The 16,969-nt window shown below is 48.8% G+C and carries 17 protein-coding genes; all 17 read left to right on the top strand.

Features of this window, described 5'->3' with window-relative positions:
- Positions 1–50: 50 nt before the first annotated feature.
- The 17 genes from ftsH (at position 51) to greA (ending at position 16,966) form a co-directional block, all read left to right on the top strand.
- Complete coding sequence (gene ftsH, locus MHB84_RS12755; protein ID WP_076292128.1) at positions 51–2,096, top strand: ATP-dependent zinc metalloprotease FtsH; 2,046 nt, start codon at positions 51–53, stop codon at positions 2,094–2,096.
- Between the two features lie 297 nt (positions 2,097–2,393).
- Positions 2,394–3,332 carry a quinolinate synthase NadA gene (nadA, locus tag MHB84_RS12750; protein ID WP_024633731.1) on the top strand — a complete coding sequence of 313 codons (939 nt, stop codon included), beginning with the start codon at positions 2,394–2,396 and terminating at the stop codon, positions 3,330–3,332.
- A gap of 36 nt (positions 3,333–3,368) precedes the next feature.
- Positions 3,369–4,988, top strand: coding sequence for an L-aspartate oxidase (nadB, locus tag MHB84_RS12745; RefSeq protein ID WP_076292129.1), 1,620 nt, complete (start codon positions 3,369–3,371; stop codon positions 4,986–4,988).
- Positions 4,985–5,851 carry a carboxylating nicotinate-nucleotide diphosphorylase gene (gene nadC, locus MHB84_RS12740; RefSeq protein WP_076292130.1) on the top strand — a complete coding sequence of 289 codons (867 nt, stop codon included), beginning with the start codon at positions 4,985–4,987 and terminating at the stop codon, positions 5,849–5,851. The genes nadB and nadC overlap by 4 nt, the downstream gene beginning before the upstream one ends.
- Before the next feature lie 6 nt (positions 5,852–5,857).
- The gene (locus MHB84_RS12735) at positions 5,858–6,628 is read left to right on the top strand and encodes a type III pantothenate kinase (RefSeq protein ID WP_024633734.1); all 771 of its coding nucleotides are present in this window, start codon (positions 5,858–5,860) and stop codon (positions 6,626–6,628) included.
- A 95-nt stretch (positions 6,629–6,723) separates the two neighbouring features.
- Positions 6,724–7,614, top strand: a complete 891-nt coding sequence (gene hslO, locus MHB84_RS12730) for an Hsp33 family molecular chaperone HslO (RefSeq protein ID WP_076292131.1) — start codon at positions 6,724–6,726, stop codon at positions 7,612–7,614.
- Between the two features lie 24 nt (positions 7,615–7,638).
- A complete protein-coding gene (locus MHB84_RS12725; protein WP_076292132.1) occupies positions 7,639–8,589 on the top strand; it encodes a peptidyl-prolyl cis-trans isomerase in 951 nt (316 codons plus the stop codon).
- A gap of 338 nt (positions 8,590–8,927) precedes the next feature.
- Complete coding sequence (gene cysK, locus MHB84_RS12720; protein ID WP_063567563.1) at positions 8,928–9,866, top strand: cysteine synthase A; 939 nt, start codon at positions 8,928–8,930, stop codon at positions 9,864–9,866.
- 153 nt (positions 9,867–10,019) lie between these two features.
- Positions 10,020–11,579: an anthranilate synthase component I family protein gene (locus MHB84_RS12715; protein ID WP_341143042.1), complete on the top strand. Its 1,560-nt coding sequence runs from the start codon at positions 10,020–10,022 to the stop codon at positions 11,577–11,579.
- Positions 11,580–11,626: 47 nt separating this feature from the next.
- Positions 11,627–12,202: an aminodeoxychorismate/anthranilate synthase component II gene (pabA, locus tag MHB84_RS12710; RefSeq protein WP_076292133.1), complete on the top strand. Its 576-nt coding sequence runs from the start codon at positions 11,627–11,629 to the stop codon at positions 12,200–12,202.
- A gap of 2 nt (positions 12,203–12,204) precedes the next feature.
- The gene (locus tag MHB84_RS12705; protein WP_076292134.1) at positions 12,205–13,089 is read left to right on the top strand and encodes an aminotransferase class IV; all 885 of its coding nucleotides are present in this window, start codon (positions 12,205–12,207) and stop codon (positions 13,087–13,089) included.
- Entirely contained in the window at positions 13,086–13,949 is an 864-nt protein-coding gene (gene folP / locus MHB84_RS12700) for a dihydropteroate synthase (protein ID WP_076292135.1), read from the top strand. The genes MHB84_RS12705 and folP overlap by 4 nt, the downstream gene beginning before the upstream one ends.
- 102 nt (positions 13,950–14,051) lie before the next feature.
- Positions 14,052–14,414, top strand: coding sequence for a dihydroneopterin aldolase (gene folB / locus MHB84_RS12695; protein ID WP_053778905.1), 363 nt, complete (start codon positions 14,052–14,054; stop codon positions 14,412–14,414).
- Between the two features lie 9 nt (positions 14,415–14,423).
- Complete coding sequence (folK, locus tag MHB84_RS12690; RefSeq protein ID WP_024633743.1) at positions 14,424–14,972, top strand: 2-amino-4-hydroxy-6-hydroxymethyldihydropteridine diphosphokinase; 549 nt, start codon at positions 14,424–14,426, stop codon at positions 14,970–14,972.
- Positions 14,924–15,127, top strand: coding sequence for a helix-turn-helix domain-containing protein (locus MHB84_RS12685; protein ID WP_053778903.1), 204 nt, complete (start codon positions 14,924–14,926; stop codon positions 15,125–15,127). Before folK ends, MHB84_RS12685 begins: the two co-directional genes overlap by 49 nt.
- A 98-nt stretch (positions 15,128–15,225) precedes the next feature.
- Positions 15,226–16,245: a tRNA dihydrouridine synthase DusB gene (gene dusB, locus MHB84_RS12680; protein ID WP_076292136.1), complete on the top strand. Its 1,020-nt coding sequence runs from the start codon at positions 15,226–15,228 to the stop codon at positions 16,243–16,245.
- A 244-nt stretch (positions 16,246–16,489) separates the two neighbouring features.
- Positions 16,490–16,966, top strand: a complete 477-nt coding sequence (greA, locus tag MHB84_RS12675; protein ID WP_076292137.1) for a transcription elongation factor GreA — start codon at positions 16,490–16,492, stop codon at positions 16,964–16,966.
- The last annotated feature ends 3 nt before the right edge of the window (positions 16,967–16,969 follow it).

Genomic DNA, 16,969 nt, shown 5'->3' with positions numbered 1-16,969 from the left:
CATGTTGGGCTATGTTAAAATAATTAAAGTGTCTCGAGAGGAGGTAGGGGATGAATCGGTTCATCCGGAATTCTGCTTTTTATTTGATTCTTTTTTTAGTTGTGGTGGGGATAGTCCAGTTCGTCAGCAATGGCGGCGAAGCCACCGATAATCCTAGATATGATCAGTTGCGCGCGGCGATCAAGACCAATAATGTCTCTGAATTGACGGTTCAATTCAACGGTCAGACGTACCTCGTGACCGGTCAATACAGGAAGACGCCTGACGGAGCCAAATCAGAAAATTTCTCAACGTATATTCCTCCTACGGATGAGGCAATTAGTGAGCTTGTAGCTGCAAGCGAAACGAACAATTTCGAATATCATCAGGAACCTATGAAAGGTGACAGCATCTGGTTGACGTTGCTGACTTCCTTTATTCCTTTGATCATTATGTTCCTGCTGTTCTTCTTCCTGTTTAATCAGGCTCAAGGCGGCGGCGGTAAAGTAATGAACTTTGGTAAAAGCCGTGCTCGTCTCTACAACGAAGAGAAGAAACGGGTTACGTTTGAAGATGTTGCGGGTGCTGACGAAGAGAAACAGGAGCTTGTTGAAGTCGTGGACTTCCTCAAAGACCCTCGTAAATTCGCAGCAGTAGGTGCACGGATTCCTAAAGGCGTACTGCTTGTAGGTCCTCCGGGTACAGGTAAAACCTTGCTCGCTCGTGCTGTTGCCGGTGAAGCGGGTGTGCCATTCTTCAGTATTTCCGGTTCTGACTTCGTTGAAATGTTCGTCGGTGTCGGTGCATCTCGTGTACGTGACTTGTTTGAAAATGCGAAGAAAAACGCCCCATGTATCATCTTTATCGATGAGATTGATGCTGTAGGACGTCAGCGTGGTGCTGGTCTTGGTGGTGGTCACGACGAACGTGAACAAACACTCAACCAGTTGCTCGTTGAAATGGACGGATTCGGAGCCAATGAAGGTATTATCATCGTTGCTGCAACGAACCGTGCTGATATTCTGGACCCTGCCTTGCTGCGTCCAGGACGTTTTGACCGTCAAATCACGGTTGATCGCCCTGACGTGAGAGGTCGTGAAGCGGTTCTGAAAGTACACTCACGCAACAAACCACTCACCAAAGATGTGAAGCTGGACATTATTGCGAAGCGTACTACCGGATTCTCTGGTGCAGATTTGGAAAATCTCTTGAATGAAGCGGCATTGCTTGCGGCACGTCGTAATCGCAGAGATATCTCCATGCGTGAAGTAGACGAAGCGATTGACCGTGTCATTGTTGGTACGGAGAAGAAAAGCCGTGTTATCAGTGACCGTGAAAAACGTATTGTTGCTTATCACGAAGCAGGTCATACCATTGTAGGCTACTTCCTGGAACATGCCGATATGGTACATAAAGTTACCATTATTCCGCGCGGACGTGCGGGTGGATATGTAATCATGTTGCCAAAAGAAGATCGTATGCTTGTTACCAAGCAAGAATTGCTGGACAAAATTACTGGACTCCTTGGTGGCCGCGTTTCCGAAGAACTGTTTATCGGTGAAATCGGTACGGGTGCATACAGTGACTTCCAACAAGCGACGGGTATCGTCCGTAGCATGGTTATGGAGTACGGTATGAGCGAGAAGCTGGGACCTATGCAGTTCGGTAGTTCGCAGGGACAGGTATTCCTGGGTCGTGATATCGGTCACGAACAGAATTACTCAGATTCCATTGCTTACGAGATCGATCAGGAGATGCAACGCTTCATCAACGAATGCTATGAGAAGTGTAAAGACTTACTCGTTAAACATTCTAAAGAAGTGCATCTGATTGCGAACACGTTGCTGGAAGTGGAGACATTGGAAATGGATCAGATCAAGCAATTGATCGAGACAGGTGCCCTGACTCCAAAAGATGAGAACAGCAACGATGGAGAAGGTACGCCTAGCGAAGGCGGAGAAGCGATCATCGACAACATCGGTGATGTACGCGTCCGTATCCAAGGCAAAGATGAAACGCCTGAACCACCAGCCGGAGATATTCCTAACGAAGCTCCGAATCTGGACAAAGGAAACAGCAATGACCCGGATGATGGTGGAACGAAGCCAACGTCTTAATTTATAACACCATCTGTCTTATAGTGGCAGATGACAAGGAGAGCCTTCGGGCTCTCTTTTTTTATGTATTCCTTCAAATTGTATAGATAATGATAACCGGGAGCTATAGGGCGAACTACGTAGGAAATGGGTGGTTATGCCCTTGTTCTGGGGCGATTTCATTTATTGACAGAGTCGTGAACGTTGTGTACATTAGGTGTTAAACCGCTTGTGATTCGTTTCTCAAGCGAAAATAACGACTTGGATTTGCCATATGAAACAGCGTATAAGGCTGTCCCGATAAGGAGAGGATCACAGGTGGAAGCTCTGGCTTTAGAGCGCAAGGCTGAGATGAACCGGGAGCTGCGCGAGCGGCTGATGGAGTTGAAGAAGGAACGGAATGCCATTATTCTTGCCCATTATTATCAACGTGACGAGGTACAGGAAGTCGCTGATTTCCGGGGAGATTCGTTTTTGCTGGCTCAGAAGGCGGCACAAACCGATGCGGATGTTATCGTTTTCTGCGGAGTTCATTTTATGGGTGAAAGCGCTAAAATTCTTGCCCCTAACAAAACGGTTATCATCCCCGACGAGCGTGCAGGCTGCCCAATGGCGGACATGGTGAACGTTGAAGGCTTACGTAAATTGAAAGCACAGCACCCGAATGCCAAAGTTGTAACGTACATCAATTCCTCAGCTGAGATCAAGGCAGAGACCGACATCTGTTGTACATCGGCCAATGCTGTCAGAGTCATTCAATCTGTTGATTCCGATGAAATCATCTGGGTACCGGATAAAAATCTGGGACATTATGTGCAACAACATACAGACAAGAAAATGATTATCTGGGAAGGTTACTGCAATACCCATGATATGCTGACGGTCAAAGACGTGGTAGAGATGAGAGCGAAGCATCCAAATGCCGAGTTCGTTGTTCACCCGGAATGTCGTCCTGAGGTTGTAGAGATGGGTGATTTCGTAGGTAGCACAACCGCCATTCTGGAATATTGTAAGAATTCGTCCGCTAAAGAATTTATCGTAGGTACCGAGGACGGTACAGGATACCAACTGCGTCTCGATAGCCCGGACAAACAATTCCACTTTGCTACCAAGTTCCTCGTATGTCCGAACATGAAAGTCAATAACTTGAAAAAGCTGGTTAAATGCTTGGAAACGATGAAGCCGCAAATTTACGTGCCTCCAGCCGTTGCCGACAAAGCCAGAGAATCACTAGAGCGCATGTTACTGGTGAAGTAGCATGCGTTACTCTTGCTCCAAGACAGGTGAAATAACATGATACCGCAATATTTAGTGGATTTTGATCTGTCCGCGCTGCCGATGGTGGAGACGGATGTGCTGGTTATTGGTTCGGGCATTGCTGGTTTGTTTACTGCGATCAAGGCGAGTGAACAACGCAGTGTGTTGATGATCACGAAGAAGTCGTTACTGGAAAGTAACACCCGGTATGCGCAGGGGGGAATCGCTGCGGTTATCGCTGAGGATGATTCACCTGCCTACCATTTGCAGGATACACTTGTTGCAGGAGCGGGATTATGCCGCTCCGAAGCAGTAGAAGCATTGGTGAACGAGGGCCCGGATGGAGTGAAAGAACTGATTCGACTGGGTACTTTGTTTGATCTGGAGAACGGCGAGTTGGCGTTGACGCAGGAAGGTGCGCACAGCCACCGCCGTATTTTGCATGCCAATGGGGATGCAACGGGATATGAGATTGTGCGTGCACTGGCTGTACAGGCGAATGAACATCCGGGGATTAAAGTGTGGGATGAGCATTTTGTCATTGACCTGATTACAGAGCAGGGAGAATGTGTAGGTGCGCTAGTACAGAAGGCTGACGGTTCGCAAGTATTTGTGAAGGCAGAGGCAACCGTTCTCTGCTCTGGTGGGGCTGGACAGTTGTATCGATATACGACCAATCCGGAAGTGGCTACAGCAGATGGCGTGGCGATGGCCTATCGTGCCGGAGCAGTTGTCCGGGACATGGAGTTTATCCAATTCCACCCGACCTCCCTTTGTTATCCGGGAGCACCACGTTTCCTGGTGTCCGAGGCTGTACGTGGCGAAGGAGCTTATTTGCGCAATGTGAAAGGCGAGCGCTTCATGGAACGGTATCATGCACAACTTGAACTGGCACCACGGGATATCGTTGCGCGGGCCATTGTCAGTGAGATGGAATCGACAAACAGTACCTTTGTATATTTGGATATCACTCATGAACCAACGGAGATGATTAAACATCGGTTTCCTACCATTTATGAGACCTGTATGCGATACGGACTGGATATGACCACAGACTGGATTCCAGTTGCTCCTGCTGCACATTACATGATGGGCGGAGTGAAGACGGATCTCAGTGGGGAGAGCAGCATTAGCCGGTTATTTGCCTGTGGTGAGGTATCTTCTACTGGAGTACACGGAGCCAATCGTCTGGCGAGCAACTCTCTGTCTGAAGCAATCGTATTTGGCCGGAGAATCGTGGATCGAATTCAATCCCTTCCTCCGCTTGCTTCACTCCAGACAAAGATTTCCACATTAACAAGTATTCGCAGGATCATAAAGGAAGAGCAGAAGCCGGTGTCCGAAAGACGTTTGCGTCTGCAAAAAATGATGGTGCGTCAAGTGGGGCTGCGCCGGAATGGCGCTAACCTGCAAGCAGCAATAGAGAAACTGCAACATGAACTGCAATTTTTTGATCAGAAGTTTACTCACAAAGAAGAGATGGAATATGCCAACCTTTTGACCTGTGCCTGGTTGGTTACCACTGGAGCATTACACCGCGAGGAAAGTCGGGGAGCACACTACCGTGAGGATTTCCCGCAGCGTGACGATGCCGTATGGCAGAAGCATAGTCTGCAGCAGCGAGAACAAGCGATTGTGGAGGAATTGATGTCATGATACTGAACGGATATAATGAAGGACTCATCGAATCAATTAAAAACTGGCTTCGTGAGGATGTTGGTGCAGGGGATGTCACAACAACTGTGACGATTCCCGCCGGCAGTCAGTCCAAGGCCGTGATACATGCCAAAGACAATGGAATCATTGCAGGAATTACGGTAGCAGAACTCGTGTTTCAGGTAGTGGATCCTGGCCTTGCGTTCACACCGATGGTAAAAGACGGTGATGCAGTTACGCATGGTACGATTCTGGCTGAGGTAGAAGGAAGCACACATAGCTTGCTGACAGGAGAGCGTCTGGCCCTTAACCTGCTTCAGCGCATGTCTGGTATCGCTACCCGCACACGTACTTATGTTGATGCGTTGGAAGGCCTTTCTACCCGTCTGGTCGATACTCGTAAAACAACACCGGGACACCGCTTGCTTGAAAAATATGCAGTGCGGGTTGGTGGCGGAGCAAATCATCGGTTCGGCCTCTATGATGCCGTCATGATTAAGGATAACCACATCAAGGGCGCAGGCGGGATTACTGAAGCTGTACAGCGTGCGCGATCTGTCATTCCGCATACAATGACCATTGAAGTAGAGACCGAAAACATGGAACAGGTCAGAGAAGCCTTGCAGGCTGGGGCAGATATCATTATGCTGGATAACATGTACCCAGACCGGATGCGTGAGGCCGTTGCTCTTATTCGTGAGCAGGCTCCGCATGTGAAAGTTGAGGCATCGGGCAACGTCTCGCTAAATACCATTCGTGGTATTGCAGAGAGCGGAGTGGATGTAATTTCAGTTGGCAGGTTAACCTACTCTTTTGAGAGCCTGGATATTAGCCTGGATTTAAACGAAAAGAAAGAGGGGTGAACCTCTTTGATTCTTGTGGTAGACGTGGGCAACAGTAATATCGTACTCGGCGTGTATCAAGGCCGGGAGTTGCTCCACCATTTTCGCCTGAGTACATCCCGGCAGTCGACAGTGGATGAATACGGCGTATTGATTTATAATTTATTTCATATGTCGGGTATTTCAACACGCGACATTGAAGGTGTGATCATCTCATCCGTGGTTCCACCGCTGGTGAATGTGATTGAAGCCATGTGTGAGAAATACGTAGGCAAAAAACCGTTACTTGTTGGGCCTGGTATCCGAACCGGCCTGAACCTGCGGTATGAGAATCCTCGTGAAGTTGGCGCGGATCGCATTGTTAATGCAGTAGCAGCCGTTGAGAAGTATGGCGGCCCTCTCGTTGTGGTCGATTTCGGTACAGCGACTACATTTGACTGTATTGACGAGAAAGGAAATTATCTGGGCGGGGCTATCGTACCCGGCATCCATATTGCAACCGAAGCACTCTATGAACGAGCGTCCAAGCTACCTCGTATTGAATTGGAGAAGCCCAAGAAAGTCATTGGTCGCAACACCATTCATGCGATGCAGGCCGGCATTATTTATGGTTATGCAGGACAGGTGGACGGTATCGTGGAGCGTATTCGCGAGGAAATGGGAGCCAAGCCTAGAGTTATTGCAACCGGAGGCCTTGCCAAGCTGATTGCAGAAGAAACACGCAGCATCGATGAAGTGGATCCGCTGCTTACGCTTGAAGGGCTGCGTATCGTTTATGAGCGGAACCGGGAAAGGTAAGAACAGAGACGGCAAACAGCGGGCTGAGATTACAGTCTTATATGTTATGCCGTTTTTTCTATAACTGGCGATTACGCCAAAGGAGGCTGAATGACTTGGAAAACAACAACAAACAAGACCGGTTAATTCGCGGTACAGCAATGAACGGACGGGTTAGGGCCTTTGCTGTTCAAACGACAGAACTGGTTGAGGAACTGCGCAGAAGACATGATACGTTTCCCACGGCTACAGCAGCTATGGGGCGTACGGTTACAGCAGCATCCATTATGGGTGCTATGCTTAAAGGAGAAGAGAAGCTCACAATTCAAGTCAAAGGTGACGGTCCCATTGGACAGATTGTTGCCGATGCTAATGCGAAGGGTGAAGTTCGTGGTTATGTAAGCAATCCGCATGTACATCTGCCGAGCAACAGTATGGGTAAACTGGACGTTGCTGGCGCAGTTGGAACCGAAGGATTCGTGAACGTAACGAAGGATTTGGGGCTGAAAGAGCCTTACCGCGGCAGTGTGCCAATTATTTCGGGAGAACTTGGTGAAGACTTTACGTACTATTTTGCCAAATCGGAGCAGACGCCTTCTGCTGTAGGCGTTGGTGTACTGGTGGATACCGACAATTCGGTTATTGTAGCCGGTGGATTCATTGTACAGTTGCTTCCAGGTTTGACGGATGATGAAATTACTGTGATTGAAAATGCCATTGGTACAATGCCGCCAGTGACATCACTGCTGGCTGAGGGGCTTGAACTAGAAGCGCTGCTTCGTCGTGTACTGCCTGATGTACAGGTCATGGACGAAATGGATATTCATTTCCACTGTGAGTGTTCACGTGAGCGGGTAGAGAAAACGTTGATCAGTCTGGGTCAATCCGAAATGGAACAATTGATTGAGGAAGAAGGCCAGGCTGAAGTGGTCTGCCAATTTTGCAATGAGGCTTACGATTTCAACAAGGAACAACTTGAGACCATCCTAGAGCAAGCCAAGAACTGATTTTATGCGGGGACGGGACGCGGAATGACAAGACAGGAAAAAGGGTTATGGACGGCTGTAATTGTCTTGACGCTTGGAATGCTGGTGATGGGTTCAGTTATGGTTGTGCAAGGCTTACGAAATGGACGTGAAGGAGCAGATTCGCCTCAGGATACCAATCAGGAAGAGGGAAATGCCGTAGCAACGATCAATGGGGAGGTCATCACCAACAAGGAATGGACCGAGGCATTGAAACGGCGCTATGGCAGTGAATTGCTGCTCCAGATGCTCAATCGCAAAGCCGTATATGCGGAAGCACTCGATCGTAATCTGACGGTGACTCCCAAAGAAATTGCGAAAGAACTTGCCGCGGCCATGGATGGATATGATTCGGAGAAGGCTTATTTTGACGAAATGCAGTCTCAACTGGGTTTATCCAGGCAGGACCTTGAGTTGGAGGCGGGATACCGACTTCTGCTTGAGAAAATCGCAACGAGCGGTATACAGATCAAGGATGCAGATATCGAGCATTATTGGAACGAACACCATGAAGACTATGTATCCCCAGAGAAATATGATCTGTCTATCATTGTATTGAAGGAAGAGGACCAGGCAAAATCAGTTCTGGATGCGCTCGACAAGGGAGCAGACTTTGAAGAAACCGCACGTAATGAATCGACGGACAGTTACTCCCGTGATTCGGGCGGTCGTCTGGGATGGATTGAGCAGAACGATCCGTTTCAGTCCGAAGCAATTCTCAAACTTGCAGCTCAACTGGACGTTGGTGATATTGCGGGGCCAGTGAAGATGGAAGAAGGTTACGCCATCATTAAAATGAATGACAAACAAGAGCGTCAAGTGCAATCGGCAGAAGAGGTTCGTGAAGAAATTCGGATGCAGCTTGCTCTAAGCCAGGCTGATCCCCTCCCCCAGGTGGAGGAAAGGTTACGCAACAAGTATGAAGCTGTCATCATCGCTGAAATTCCGGCATCCTGATTATCCTGCAAACGAATGTCCTACTGCATCTTGATAAAAATACTCTGTCTACGGCCTTAGGGCCCAAGGCGGAGTATTTTTTTGAGTACTCATATTGACAATAGGGTGTAACGTTGATAAGATAAAAATAATCAAAAACCTACTCATTTACTCGGAATAAAACCATTTATATGAACAAAGAAATCTTCGGAAACCCAGTTTCTGTCCGGTTTATTGCAGACGGAATGAACTCAGACGGATTTCCGTAGTTCTTCTATAACATCTAGAGGCTGCTCGGCCACACATGTATATGGCAACAGGACTTAAGTAGTATTCATCCCACTAAGGAGGGCATTCATATGGCTAAAGTAGTTAATAACGTAACAGAACTTATCGGAGGTACTCCGCTTGTTCGTCTGAACCGTATCGTACCTGAAGGCAGTGCTGAAGTATTCGTGAAACTGGAATACCAGAATCCAGGTTCAAGCGTCAAAGACCGTATCGCGATTAGCATCGTGGAAGAAGCGGAAAAAGAAGGCAAGCTGAAACCGGGTGATACCATCATCGAAGCAACAAGTGGTAACACAGGAATTGGACTGGCTATGGTGGCTGCAGCCAAAGGCTATAAGTCTGTTATTGTTATGCCGGAAACGATGAGCATGGAGCGTCGTAACCTGCTTCGCGCCTACGGAGCTGAGCTTGTGCTCACACCGGGAGCCGAAGGTATGAATGGTGCAGTTAAAAAAGCTGAGGAATTGCTTAAGGAAAATCCATCTTATTTCATGGCTGAGCAATTTAAAAATAAAGCCAACGTGAAGATCCACCGTGAAACGACCGGCCCTGAGATTGTTGAAGCTATTCAATCTGTAGGCGGTACGTTGGATGCTTTCGTTGCAGGAATCGGTACAGGCGGAACGATTACAGGTACAGGTGAAGTGTTGAAGGAATCCTACCCTGGGATTAAAATCGTTGCCGTTGAACCAGCAGCTTCGCCAATCTTGGCAGGTGGCAAACCGGGTCCTCATAAAATCCAGGGAATCGGTGCTAACTTTATTCCTGAGATTCTTGATCAGGAAATCTATGACGAGATCATTCACATCGAGAACGATGATGCGTTCGAGACGGCTCGTCAGGTAGCGAAGGAAGAGGGCATTCTGTCCGGTATTTCTTCTGGTGCAGCCATCCGTGCAGGTCTGCAAGTGGCTAAACAGTTGGGTGCAGGCAAACGCGTTGTCGTGATCGTGCCAAGTAACGGCGAACGTTACCTCAGTACGCCACTTTACAACTTCGAAGCTTAAGCCTAACAAGTGATGAAACAAATCCTCCTTGCCCGTATGTCGGGTGTGGAGGATTTTTTGCTGAATGCTTTTAAAAGCAGCGGCGCTTTAGTATACTATCAGACAATAGAACTAGCGACAGATGGAGGGCGGCAAACCGCAATGACACACCTGATGACAACATACGCCGACTGGACAGAGTGGGCCGGAGAAGGTTGGACCATGATGCCGTATATGATCAAGTCGGATAAGGGACCGTATCATGGCGGTTTACCGTTAACGTGGGAAGCAGCCTGGCAGCAGGCGTCACCCTATGCAATGGTGTTGGAGAATGGTAAAGGCGGAAGGTATACCTTTCTGGGATTAAACCCGGTATCCGTTATCTCCGGCAAGGGCAACGAAGCTGTTATTGATGATCTTATTCAAGGCAGTACCCGGGCAGACTGTGGTAAACCGCTTGAAGTATTAAAAAGATGGGCTGCGCCGTACAGCGCACCAAAGGTGAGCGGGGCTCCAGACTTTGGCGGTGGATGTGCAGGTTATCTAAGCTATGACGTAGCCAGATCTTTGGAAAAGCTGCCAACCTTGGCAGAAGACAACCCGGCTCTCCCGGATTATTGGTGGATGCGGTTTGAAGAAATATGGGCGTATGACCATGAGCAGCAGGCACTGTTCTGCATGGTTCATCTGGCTGTACGGCCGAATCAGGATGAAGCTCAGCTCCGTATGCTGTACGCAGAAGCAGAAGAGCGGGCAGCAGCCATGCAGCAGCGATGGTTGCATATTCTGGGATTTGCCCAGGCGGAAGAGCAGCAGCAGGCATTGGAGCATCGCCATAGCCACATTCATCTCACTGCGCAATCAGCGGATGCGGAGCGGGAAACGGAAGGGTGGCATACCTCCTTTCCTCAAGAGGACTTTGAGCAGGCGGTACGCACAGTGCAGGAATATATCCGGCAAGGGGATGTGTTTCAAGTGAACCTATCCCTACGGCAAGAAAAACGTCTGAAGTCCAGTGCAGAGCACATCTACGAATGGCTTCGTCTCGTGAATCCCTCTCCTTACATGGGGATGCTGCGTAGTCCTGATTTCCAACTGGTGAGCGGATCACCTGAATTGCTCGTCAAAGTGGATCATGGCAAGGTGAGCGCTCGTCCGATCGCAGGAACACGGAGAAGAGGACGGGATGAAGCCGAAGATGAGTTGATGGCCGCTGAGCTGCTGAACAGTGAGAAGGAACGGGCAGAGCATATAATGCTGGTCGATCTGGAGCGGAATGATATCGGGCGAATTGCAGCTTATGGATCAGTTCATGTGCCTGAACTGATGACGATCGAGAAGTATTCGCATGTCATGCATCTGGTGTCTCAAGTCGAGGGGACGCTGGCAGACGGACTATCCGCATTTGATGTGATTGCAGCGACGTTCCCAGGTGGAACGATTACAGGTGCACCCAAAGTTCGCACCATGGAAATCATTGAAGAACTGGAGCCTGTGCGTCGTGGACCGTATACAGGTTCGATTGGGTGGATGGACTACAGTGGCAATATGGAGTTGAACATCGTCATTCGTACACTTTCCATTAAAGATGGAGTGGGATATGTGCAGGCAGGAGCGGGCATCGTAATCGACTCCGATCCATATCGGGAATACAAGGAGTGCCGCAACAAGGCAAGAGCCATGATGAGGGCTGTCAATTACAGCGAGGAAGCAGAAACCGTTAAATTAAAATAATCAAGCAGCCGTCCCTGTGTGGGCGGAAGAATAGGAGGAACAGAGATATGATACTGGTTATCGACAATTATGATTCCTTCACATACAACCTGGTTCAATATCTGGGTGAACTGGGGGAGACGGTGGAAGTTCGCCGTAATGATGAAATTGATCTGGCAGGCATTGAGGCGTTGGCACCTGATCATATTTTGATCTCACCGGGTCCTTGTACTCCAAATGAGGCAGGTATTAGTCTGGCGGTCATTGATCACTTCAAGGGCAGTATTCCGATCTTCGGCGTATGTTTGGGACATCAGGCGATTGGACAGGCTTTTGGAGGCAATGTTATTCGCGCGGACCGTATGATGCATGGCAAAACATCGGATATGCATCATAACGGAACGTCCGTATTTACCGGATTGCCATCTCCCTTTACGGCAACGCGGTATCACTCTTTGATCGTGGAGCGCAGCAGTCTGCCAGATTGTCTGGAGATTACGGCCGAGACGGCGGAAGGCGAGATTATGGGCTTGCGTCACAAGGAATATGCGATTGAAGGTGTTCAGTTCCATCCCGAATCCATCATTACGGATCACGGTCATCAAATGCTGCGTAACTTCCTGTCTCAGCAGGTAAAGGTATAGAGATGAAATATGCCGCGATAAACGGAGAATTGGTCAATATGGCGGCAGCCGTGGTTCCGGTGACGGATCACGGCTTTTTGTACGGACTTGGATTGTTCGAGACGTTTCGGACGTATCAAGGAGTTCCTTTTCTATTGGAACGTCATTTGCAGCGGATGGCTTCAGGCTGTCGTGAACTAGGCATTCCTTTCACAGTAACAGCAGCGGAGGTAACGGGCTGGATCAAAAACCTGTTGCTTGCTAACGAACTTCAGGATGCCTATGTACGCTATACGGTATCCGCGGGCGAGGCTCCCCTCGGGCTACCTTCAGGAGATTATGTGAAACCCAATCATATCGTATTGGCAAAAGCACTACCTGAATCCTCTCCCTCACTATACGAAAATGGAAAAATGCTTCAACGACTGTCGACGCCCCGTAACACGCCTGAAGGAGAAGTGCGGTTTAAATCGCTGCATTACATGAACAGCATTCTGGCGAAACGTGAACTGAACGGATACGGGCAGCATGTACAAGGAGCGGAAGGTCTGCAACTCACCCGAGAGGGCTACATAGCTGAGGGAATTGTCAGCAATGTGTTCTGGGTGAGACAAGGCGTAGTCTATACGCCAGCACTTGCGACTGGCATCTTACCGGGAATCACCAGAGCCGTTGTACTGGAGCTTGCAGCTCACCGAGGAATACCTTGCGAGGAAGGATTCTTCCCTTGGGAGGAGCTGTTACAGGCAGATGAGATCTTTTTGACAGGCTCTGTTGCTGAACTTGCTCCAGTTACTACGTTGAGGGATCAGGATGGAACAGAAACAGTAATCAGCAGCGGACATATCGGCCCGGTTACAGAAGCGCTTCTGGGTATGTACCGGCAGAAAGCGGGGTATACTTCATGACACTTACACCAGTCATTTATGAACGGAATTATGCGTGGGGGCCAGCAGAGCTAAAACTTGGCACACGTACACTTATTATGGGCATTCTGAATGTCACACCGGACTCCTTCTCGGATGGGGGACGTTATACCAGTGTGGAGCGAGCGGTGGCTCACGCCATTCAGATGATGGAAGACGGCGCGGATCTCATTGATATTGGCGGGGAATCCACACGTCCGGGTTCAGATATCGTTGGCGCTGATGAAGAGCTCAGCCGAATCATTCCGGTCATTGAAGCACTGCGGCAGCAGGCTCCGCATATTCCGATATCGGTAGATACCTATAAAGCGGATGTTGCTCGGCAGGCCATTCAGGCTGGAGCGCACATCATCAATGATGTGTGGGGTGCCAAGGCTGACCCGGAGATGGCACGTACTGCGGCAGAACTGGGATGTCCTCTGATTCTAATGCACAACCGGCAAGAACGAGACTATACCAACTATTTGGTTGATGTAGTCAGTGATCTTCAAGAGAGTATACAGATTGCGTTAGAGGCTGGAGTACATCCCGATCAAATTATTCTGGACCCGGGCATTGGCTTTGTGAAGGATCTGAATGAAAATCTGGCGCTCATGTCATCGCTTGGGTTGCTCAATGAGATGGGGTATCCCGTTCTGCTTGCCACCTCGCGTAAAAGGTTTATTCAGAACACCTTACAGGTACAGGCGGATGATGCGCTGGAGGGTACAGCCGCTACGGTTGCTTTCGGCATAGCCCAAGGATGCCAGATGGTCCGGGTCCATGATGTGAAGCCGATTCGGCGCACAGTGGATATGTGTGATGCCATGTTCTATGCATCTTCAGGCTTGCGGAGGAAATGATACTTGCGGGTCCGGTGACCCGTTCAGTGGAAGCGTAGCGTTTGGCAATAGGAACAAACATCGAACCGTGAATTCATTATATATAGAGGGCAGGCGGAACTTATGGATAGAATGGTAATGCATCGAATGGAGTATTACGGATATCACGGCGTATTTGCCGAGGAGCGGAAGCTAGGGGCGCGTTATTATATTGATCTGGAGATCGATATGGATCTGGGTGAAGCTGGGCGTAACGATGATTTGACCAAAACTATCAATTATGCGGAGATCCATGAGCTGGTAAAACAGATCGTTGAAAATAAATCATTCCAGTTAATTGAAGCTTTGGGCGAACATATTGCATCTTCTTTACTAGACACTTATACTATTATCAATGCATTGACAGTCAAGGTGACGAAGCCACATCCGCCTTTCGATATTCATTTTGGGGGCGTAACTGTAGAGCTTCGCCGCACAAGAAAGTGAGAACCGATCATGATTGCACATTCGACCTCTGAATCTTCAGAGGCTTATATTGCTTTAGGGGCTAATTTGGGTGACCGGGAACAGACCCTGCTTGAAGCGTTAACGTTACTGGATGCACATCCTCATATATCCGTCCTGCGCTGTTCTGCGCTGTATGAGACGGAGCCGGTAGGTTATGTGGACCAGCCAGCGTTTCTGAATATGGCTACTGCGGTACAGACTACACTTTTGCCGGAGCAGCTGCTCACGGAACTGCTGGATATTGAAACACGGCTTGGGCGGGTTCGTGATATCCGTTGGGGCCCTCGTACAGTCGATTTGGATCTGCTTTGGATGGATGGAGAGACGAGTGATACCGAACGGCTGCAACTGCCGCATCCACGGATGGGTGAACGGGCGTTTGTATTGGTGCCACTGGCTGACATCGTAACCGAAGATGAGCATTCAGGTTTGTATACCTTTGTACAATCATCGTTGTCTGTACTGGATGGAAAGGATGGAATACAGCTTTGGAAAACGTGCAATTGGCCAATCGAATCCGGGCTTTCCGGAAGCTGAAAGGTTTAACACAACAGGAACTCGCTGCTGAGACGGGCATATCGCTGGCCATTCTGGGTATGATTGAACGAGGCAACCGCAAAGTCGCTGAACGGGAGCTGAATCTAATTGCCGGGGTACTTTCGATCAGCATTGAGGAGTTACAGGGGAACTAAGGTCGCTTTTTACTAACAAGAAGATATCGTCATTATTCGTTTATTTTATTCCAGGATTCATGCAAGAGTCGGATTTAAAAAGGAGTGGAACGACTACCATGCTTAAAATTGGTGACATTGAAATGAAAAACCAGGTTGTACTTGCGCCGATGGCTGGCGTGTGTAATCCGGCTTTTCGTCTGATCGCAAAAGAATTCGGAACAGGCCTCGTATGTGCGGAGATGGTGAGTGGCAAAGCCATCGTGCATGGTAATAAGCGCACACGTGAAATGTTGTTTGTAGATGAGCGTGAGAAACCGCTGAGCCTGCAAATTTGGGGGGGAGACCGTCAAGCCCTCGTAGAAGCAGCCAAAATTGTGGACAAAGAAACCAATGCTGACATCATCGACATCAACATGGGATGCCCTGTGCCAAAAGTAACGAGCTGTGATGCAGGTGCACGCTGGTTGCTTGATCCGAACAAAATTTATGAAATGGTATCCGCTGTTGTGGATGCGGTAGATAAGCCAGTTACAGTCAAGATGCGGATCGGTTGGGATAACGAGCATATCTACGTGGTTGAGAATGCACTTGCGGTTGAACGCGCTGGCGGACAGGCGGTAAGTGTACACGGTCGTACACGTGAGCAGCTCTATACAGGTACAGCGGACTGGTCACACATCAAAAATGTAAAAGAGGCTGTCTCCATCCCAGTTATCGGGAACGGAGATGTATCTTCCCCAGAAGATGCCCGTCGCATGTTGGATGAAACGGGTTGTGACGGAGTTATGATTGGTCGTGCCGCCCTGGGCAACCCATGGATGTTGTATCGGACCATTCAATACTTGAGTTCCGGCGAACTGCTTCCTGACCCGAATGGGGAAGAGAAGATTCGGGTTGCCATTTTGCACATGGACCGTCTGATCGCACTGAAGGGTGAGGCTGTTGCTGTTCGCGAGATGCGTAAACACCTGGCTTGGTATCTGAAAGGTCTCAAAGGATCTGCCCGCATCAAGGACGTTATTATGGAAGAAACCAAACGTGATGAGATGGTGCACATTCTGGAGAACTTTGTAGGCCAGCTGCATATCGAAGGCAATCTGGAGTCAGAACCGGCAGTAGCCGAAAATGCATCCTGATCTGCTGCTGTAAAACGTTTACAGCTATAGGGGGCGTAACATTGACTTTTCGAGACCGTTACCCTATAATTTCACAGTATAAATTCGCCATGTGCGTCATAAGGCTAGTGCATCAGGAGGAACGTTCTGTTTCTCTGGAGAACTTCATATAGTTTTGAAGATGTATGCGGGCGGAGCTCTGTAAACAGCACTGGTTCCGTTGCCGTGCAATCAAATTATTCCCATGACAGGAGAATCGGTTGAGATGAGCGATAAGGAAGTTATCCTTACACCAGAGGGACTTAAGAAGCTTGAAGAAGAACTGGAAATGCTGAAATCAGTGAAGCGCCGCGAAGTGGCTGAACGGATTAAGGTAGCCATCGGGTATGGAGATATTAGTGAAAACTCCGAATACGAAGACGCGAAGAACGAACAGGCTTTCATTGAAGGCCGCGTTATTACGTTGGAGAAATTGCTTCGGAACGCACGGATTATCAACAGCGACGAGATCGATACCGAAGCTGTAAGTGTGGGTGCAACAGTCACTGTAGAAGATCTGGAATTCGGTGATATCACGGAATATACGATTGTAGGTACTGCGGAGTCCAATCCGCTGCAAAACAAAATATCGAACGAAAGCCCTGTTGGTAAAGCCATCCTGGGTAAGAAAAAAGGTACGGTTGTTGATGTAAGTGTGCCTGCTGGCGTAATTCAATATAAAATTGTAGACATCAAAAAGTAATTA

The organism is Paenibacillus sp. FSL F4-0087, assembly GCF_038020215.1.
Taxonomy (GTDB): domain Bacteria; phylum Bacillota; class Bacilli; order Paenibacillales; family Paenibacillaceae; genus Paenibacillus; species Paenibacillus taichungensis.
The sequence above is the reverse complement of the archived record's forward strand: the minus strand, read 5'-3'. Positions and strand labels throughout refer to the sequence as shown.

Bases quoted from the DNA above. Each gene is read 5' to 3' on its own strand.
- ftsH (WP_076292128.1), top strand. From the start codon at position 51: ATGAATCGGTTCATCCGGAATTCTGCTTTTTATTTGATTCTTTTTTTA.
- nadB (WP_076292129.1), top strand. From the start codon at position 3,369: ATGATACCGCAATATTTAGTGGATTTTGATCTGTCCGCGCTGCCGATG.
- nadC (WP_076292130.1), top strand. From the start codon at position 4,985: ATGATACTGAACGGATATAATGAAGGACTCATCGAATCAATTAAAAAC.
- MHB84_RS12725 (WP_076292132.1), top strand. From the start codon at position 7,639: ATGACAAGACAGGAAAAAGGGTTATGGACGGCTGTAATTGTCTTGACG.
- cysK (WP_063567563.1), top strand. From the start codon at position 8,928: ATGGCTAAAGTAGTTAATAACGTAACAGAACTTATCGGAGGTACTCCG.
- MHB84_RS12715 (WP_341143042.1), top strand. From the start codon at position 10,020: ATGACAACATACGCCGACTGGACAGAGTGGGCCGGAGAAGGTTGGACC.
- pabA (WP_076292133.1), top strand. From the start codon at position 11,627: ATGATACTGGTTATCGACAATTATGATTCCTTCACATACAACCTGGTT.
- MHB84_RS12705 (WP_076292134.1), top strand. From the start codon at position 12,205: ATGAAATATGCCGCGATAAACGGAGAATTGGTCAATATGGCGGCAGCC.
- folP (WP_076292135.1), top strand. From the start codon at position 13,086: ATGACACTTACACCAGTCATTTATGAACGGAATTATGCGTGGGGGCCA.
- folB (WP_053778905.1), top strand. From the start codon at position 14,052: ATGGATAGAATGGTAATGCATCGAATGGAGTATTACGGATATCACGGC.
- folK (WP_024633743.1), top strand. From the start codon at position 14,424: ATGATTGCACATTCGACCTCTGAATCTTCAGAGGCTTATATTGCTTTA.
- dusB (WP_076292136.1), top strand. From the start codon at position 15,226: ATGCTTAAAATTGGTGACATTGAAATGAAAAACCAGGTTGTACTTGCG.
- greA (WP_076292137.1), top strand. From the start codon at position 16,490: ATGAGCGATAAGGAAGTTATCCTTACACCAGAGGGACTTAAGAAGCTT.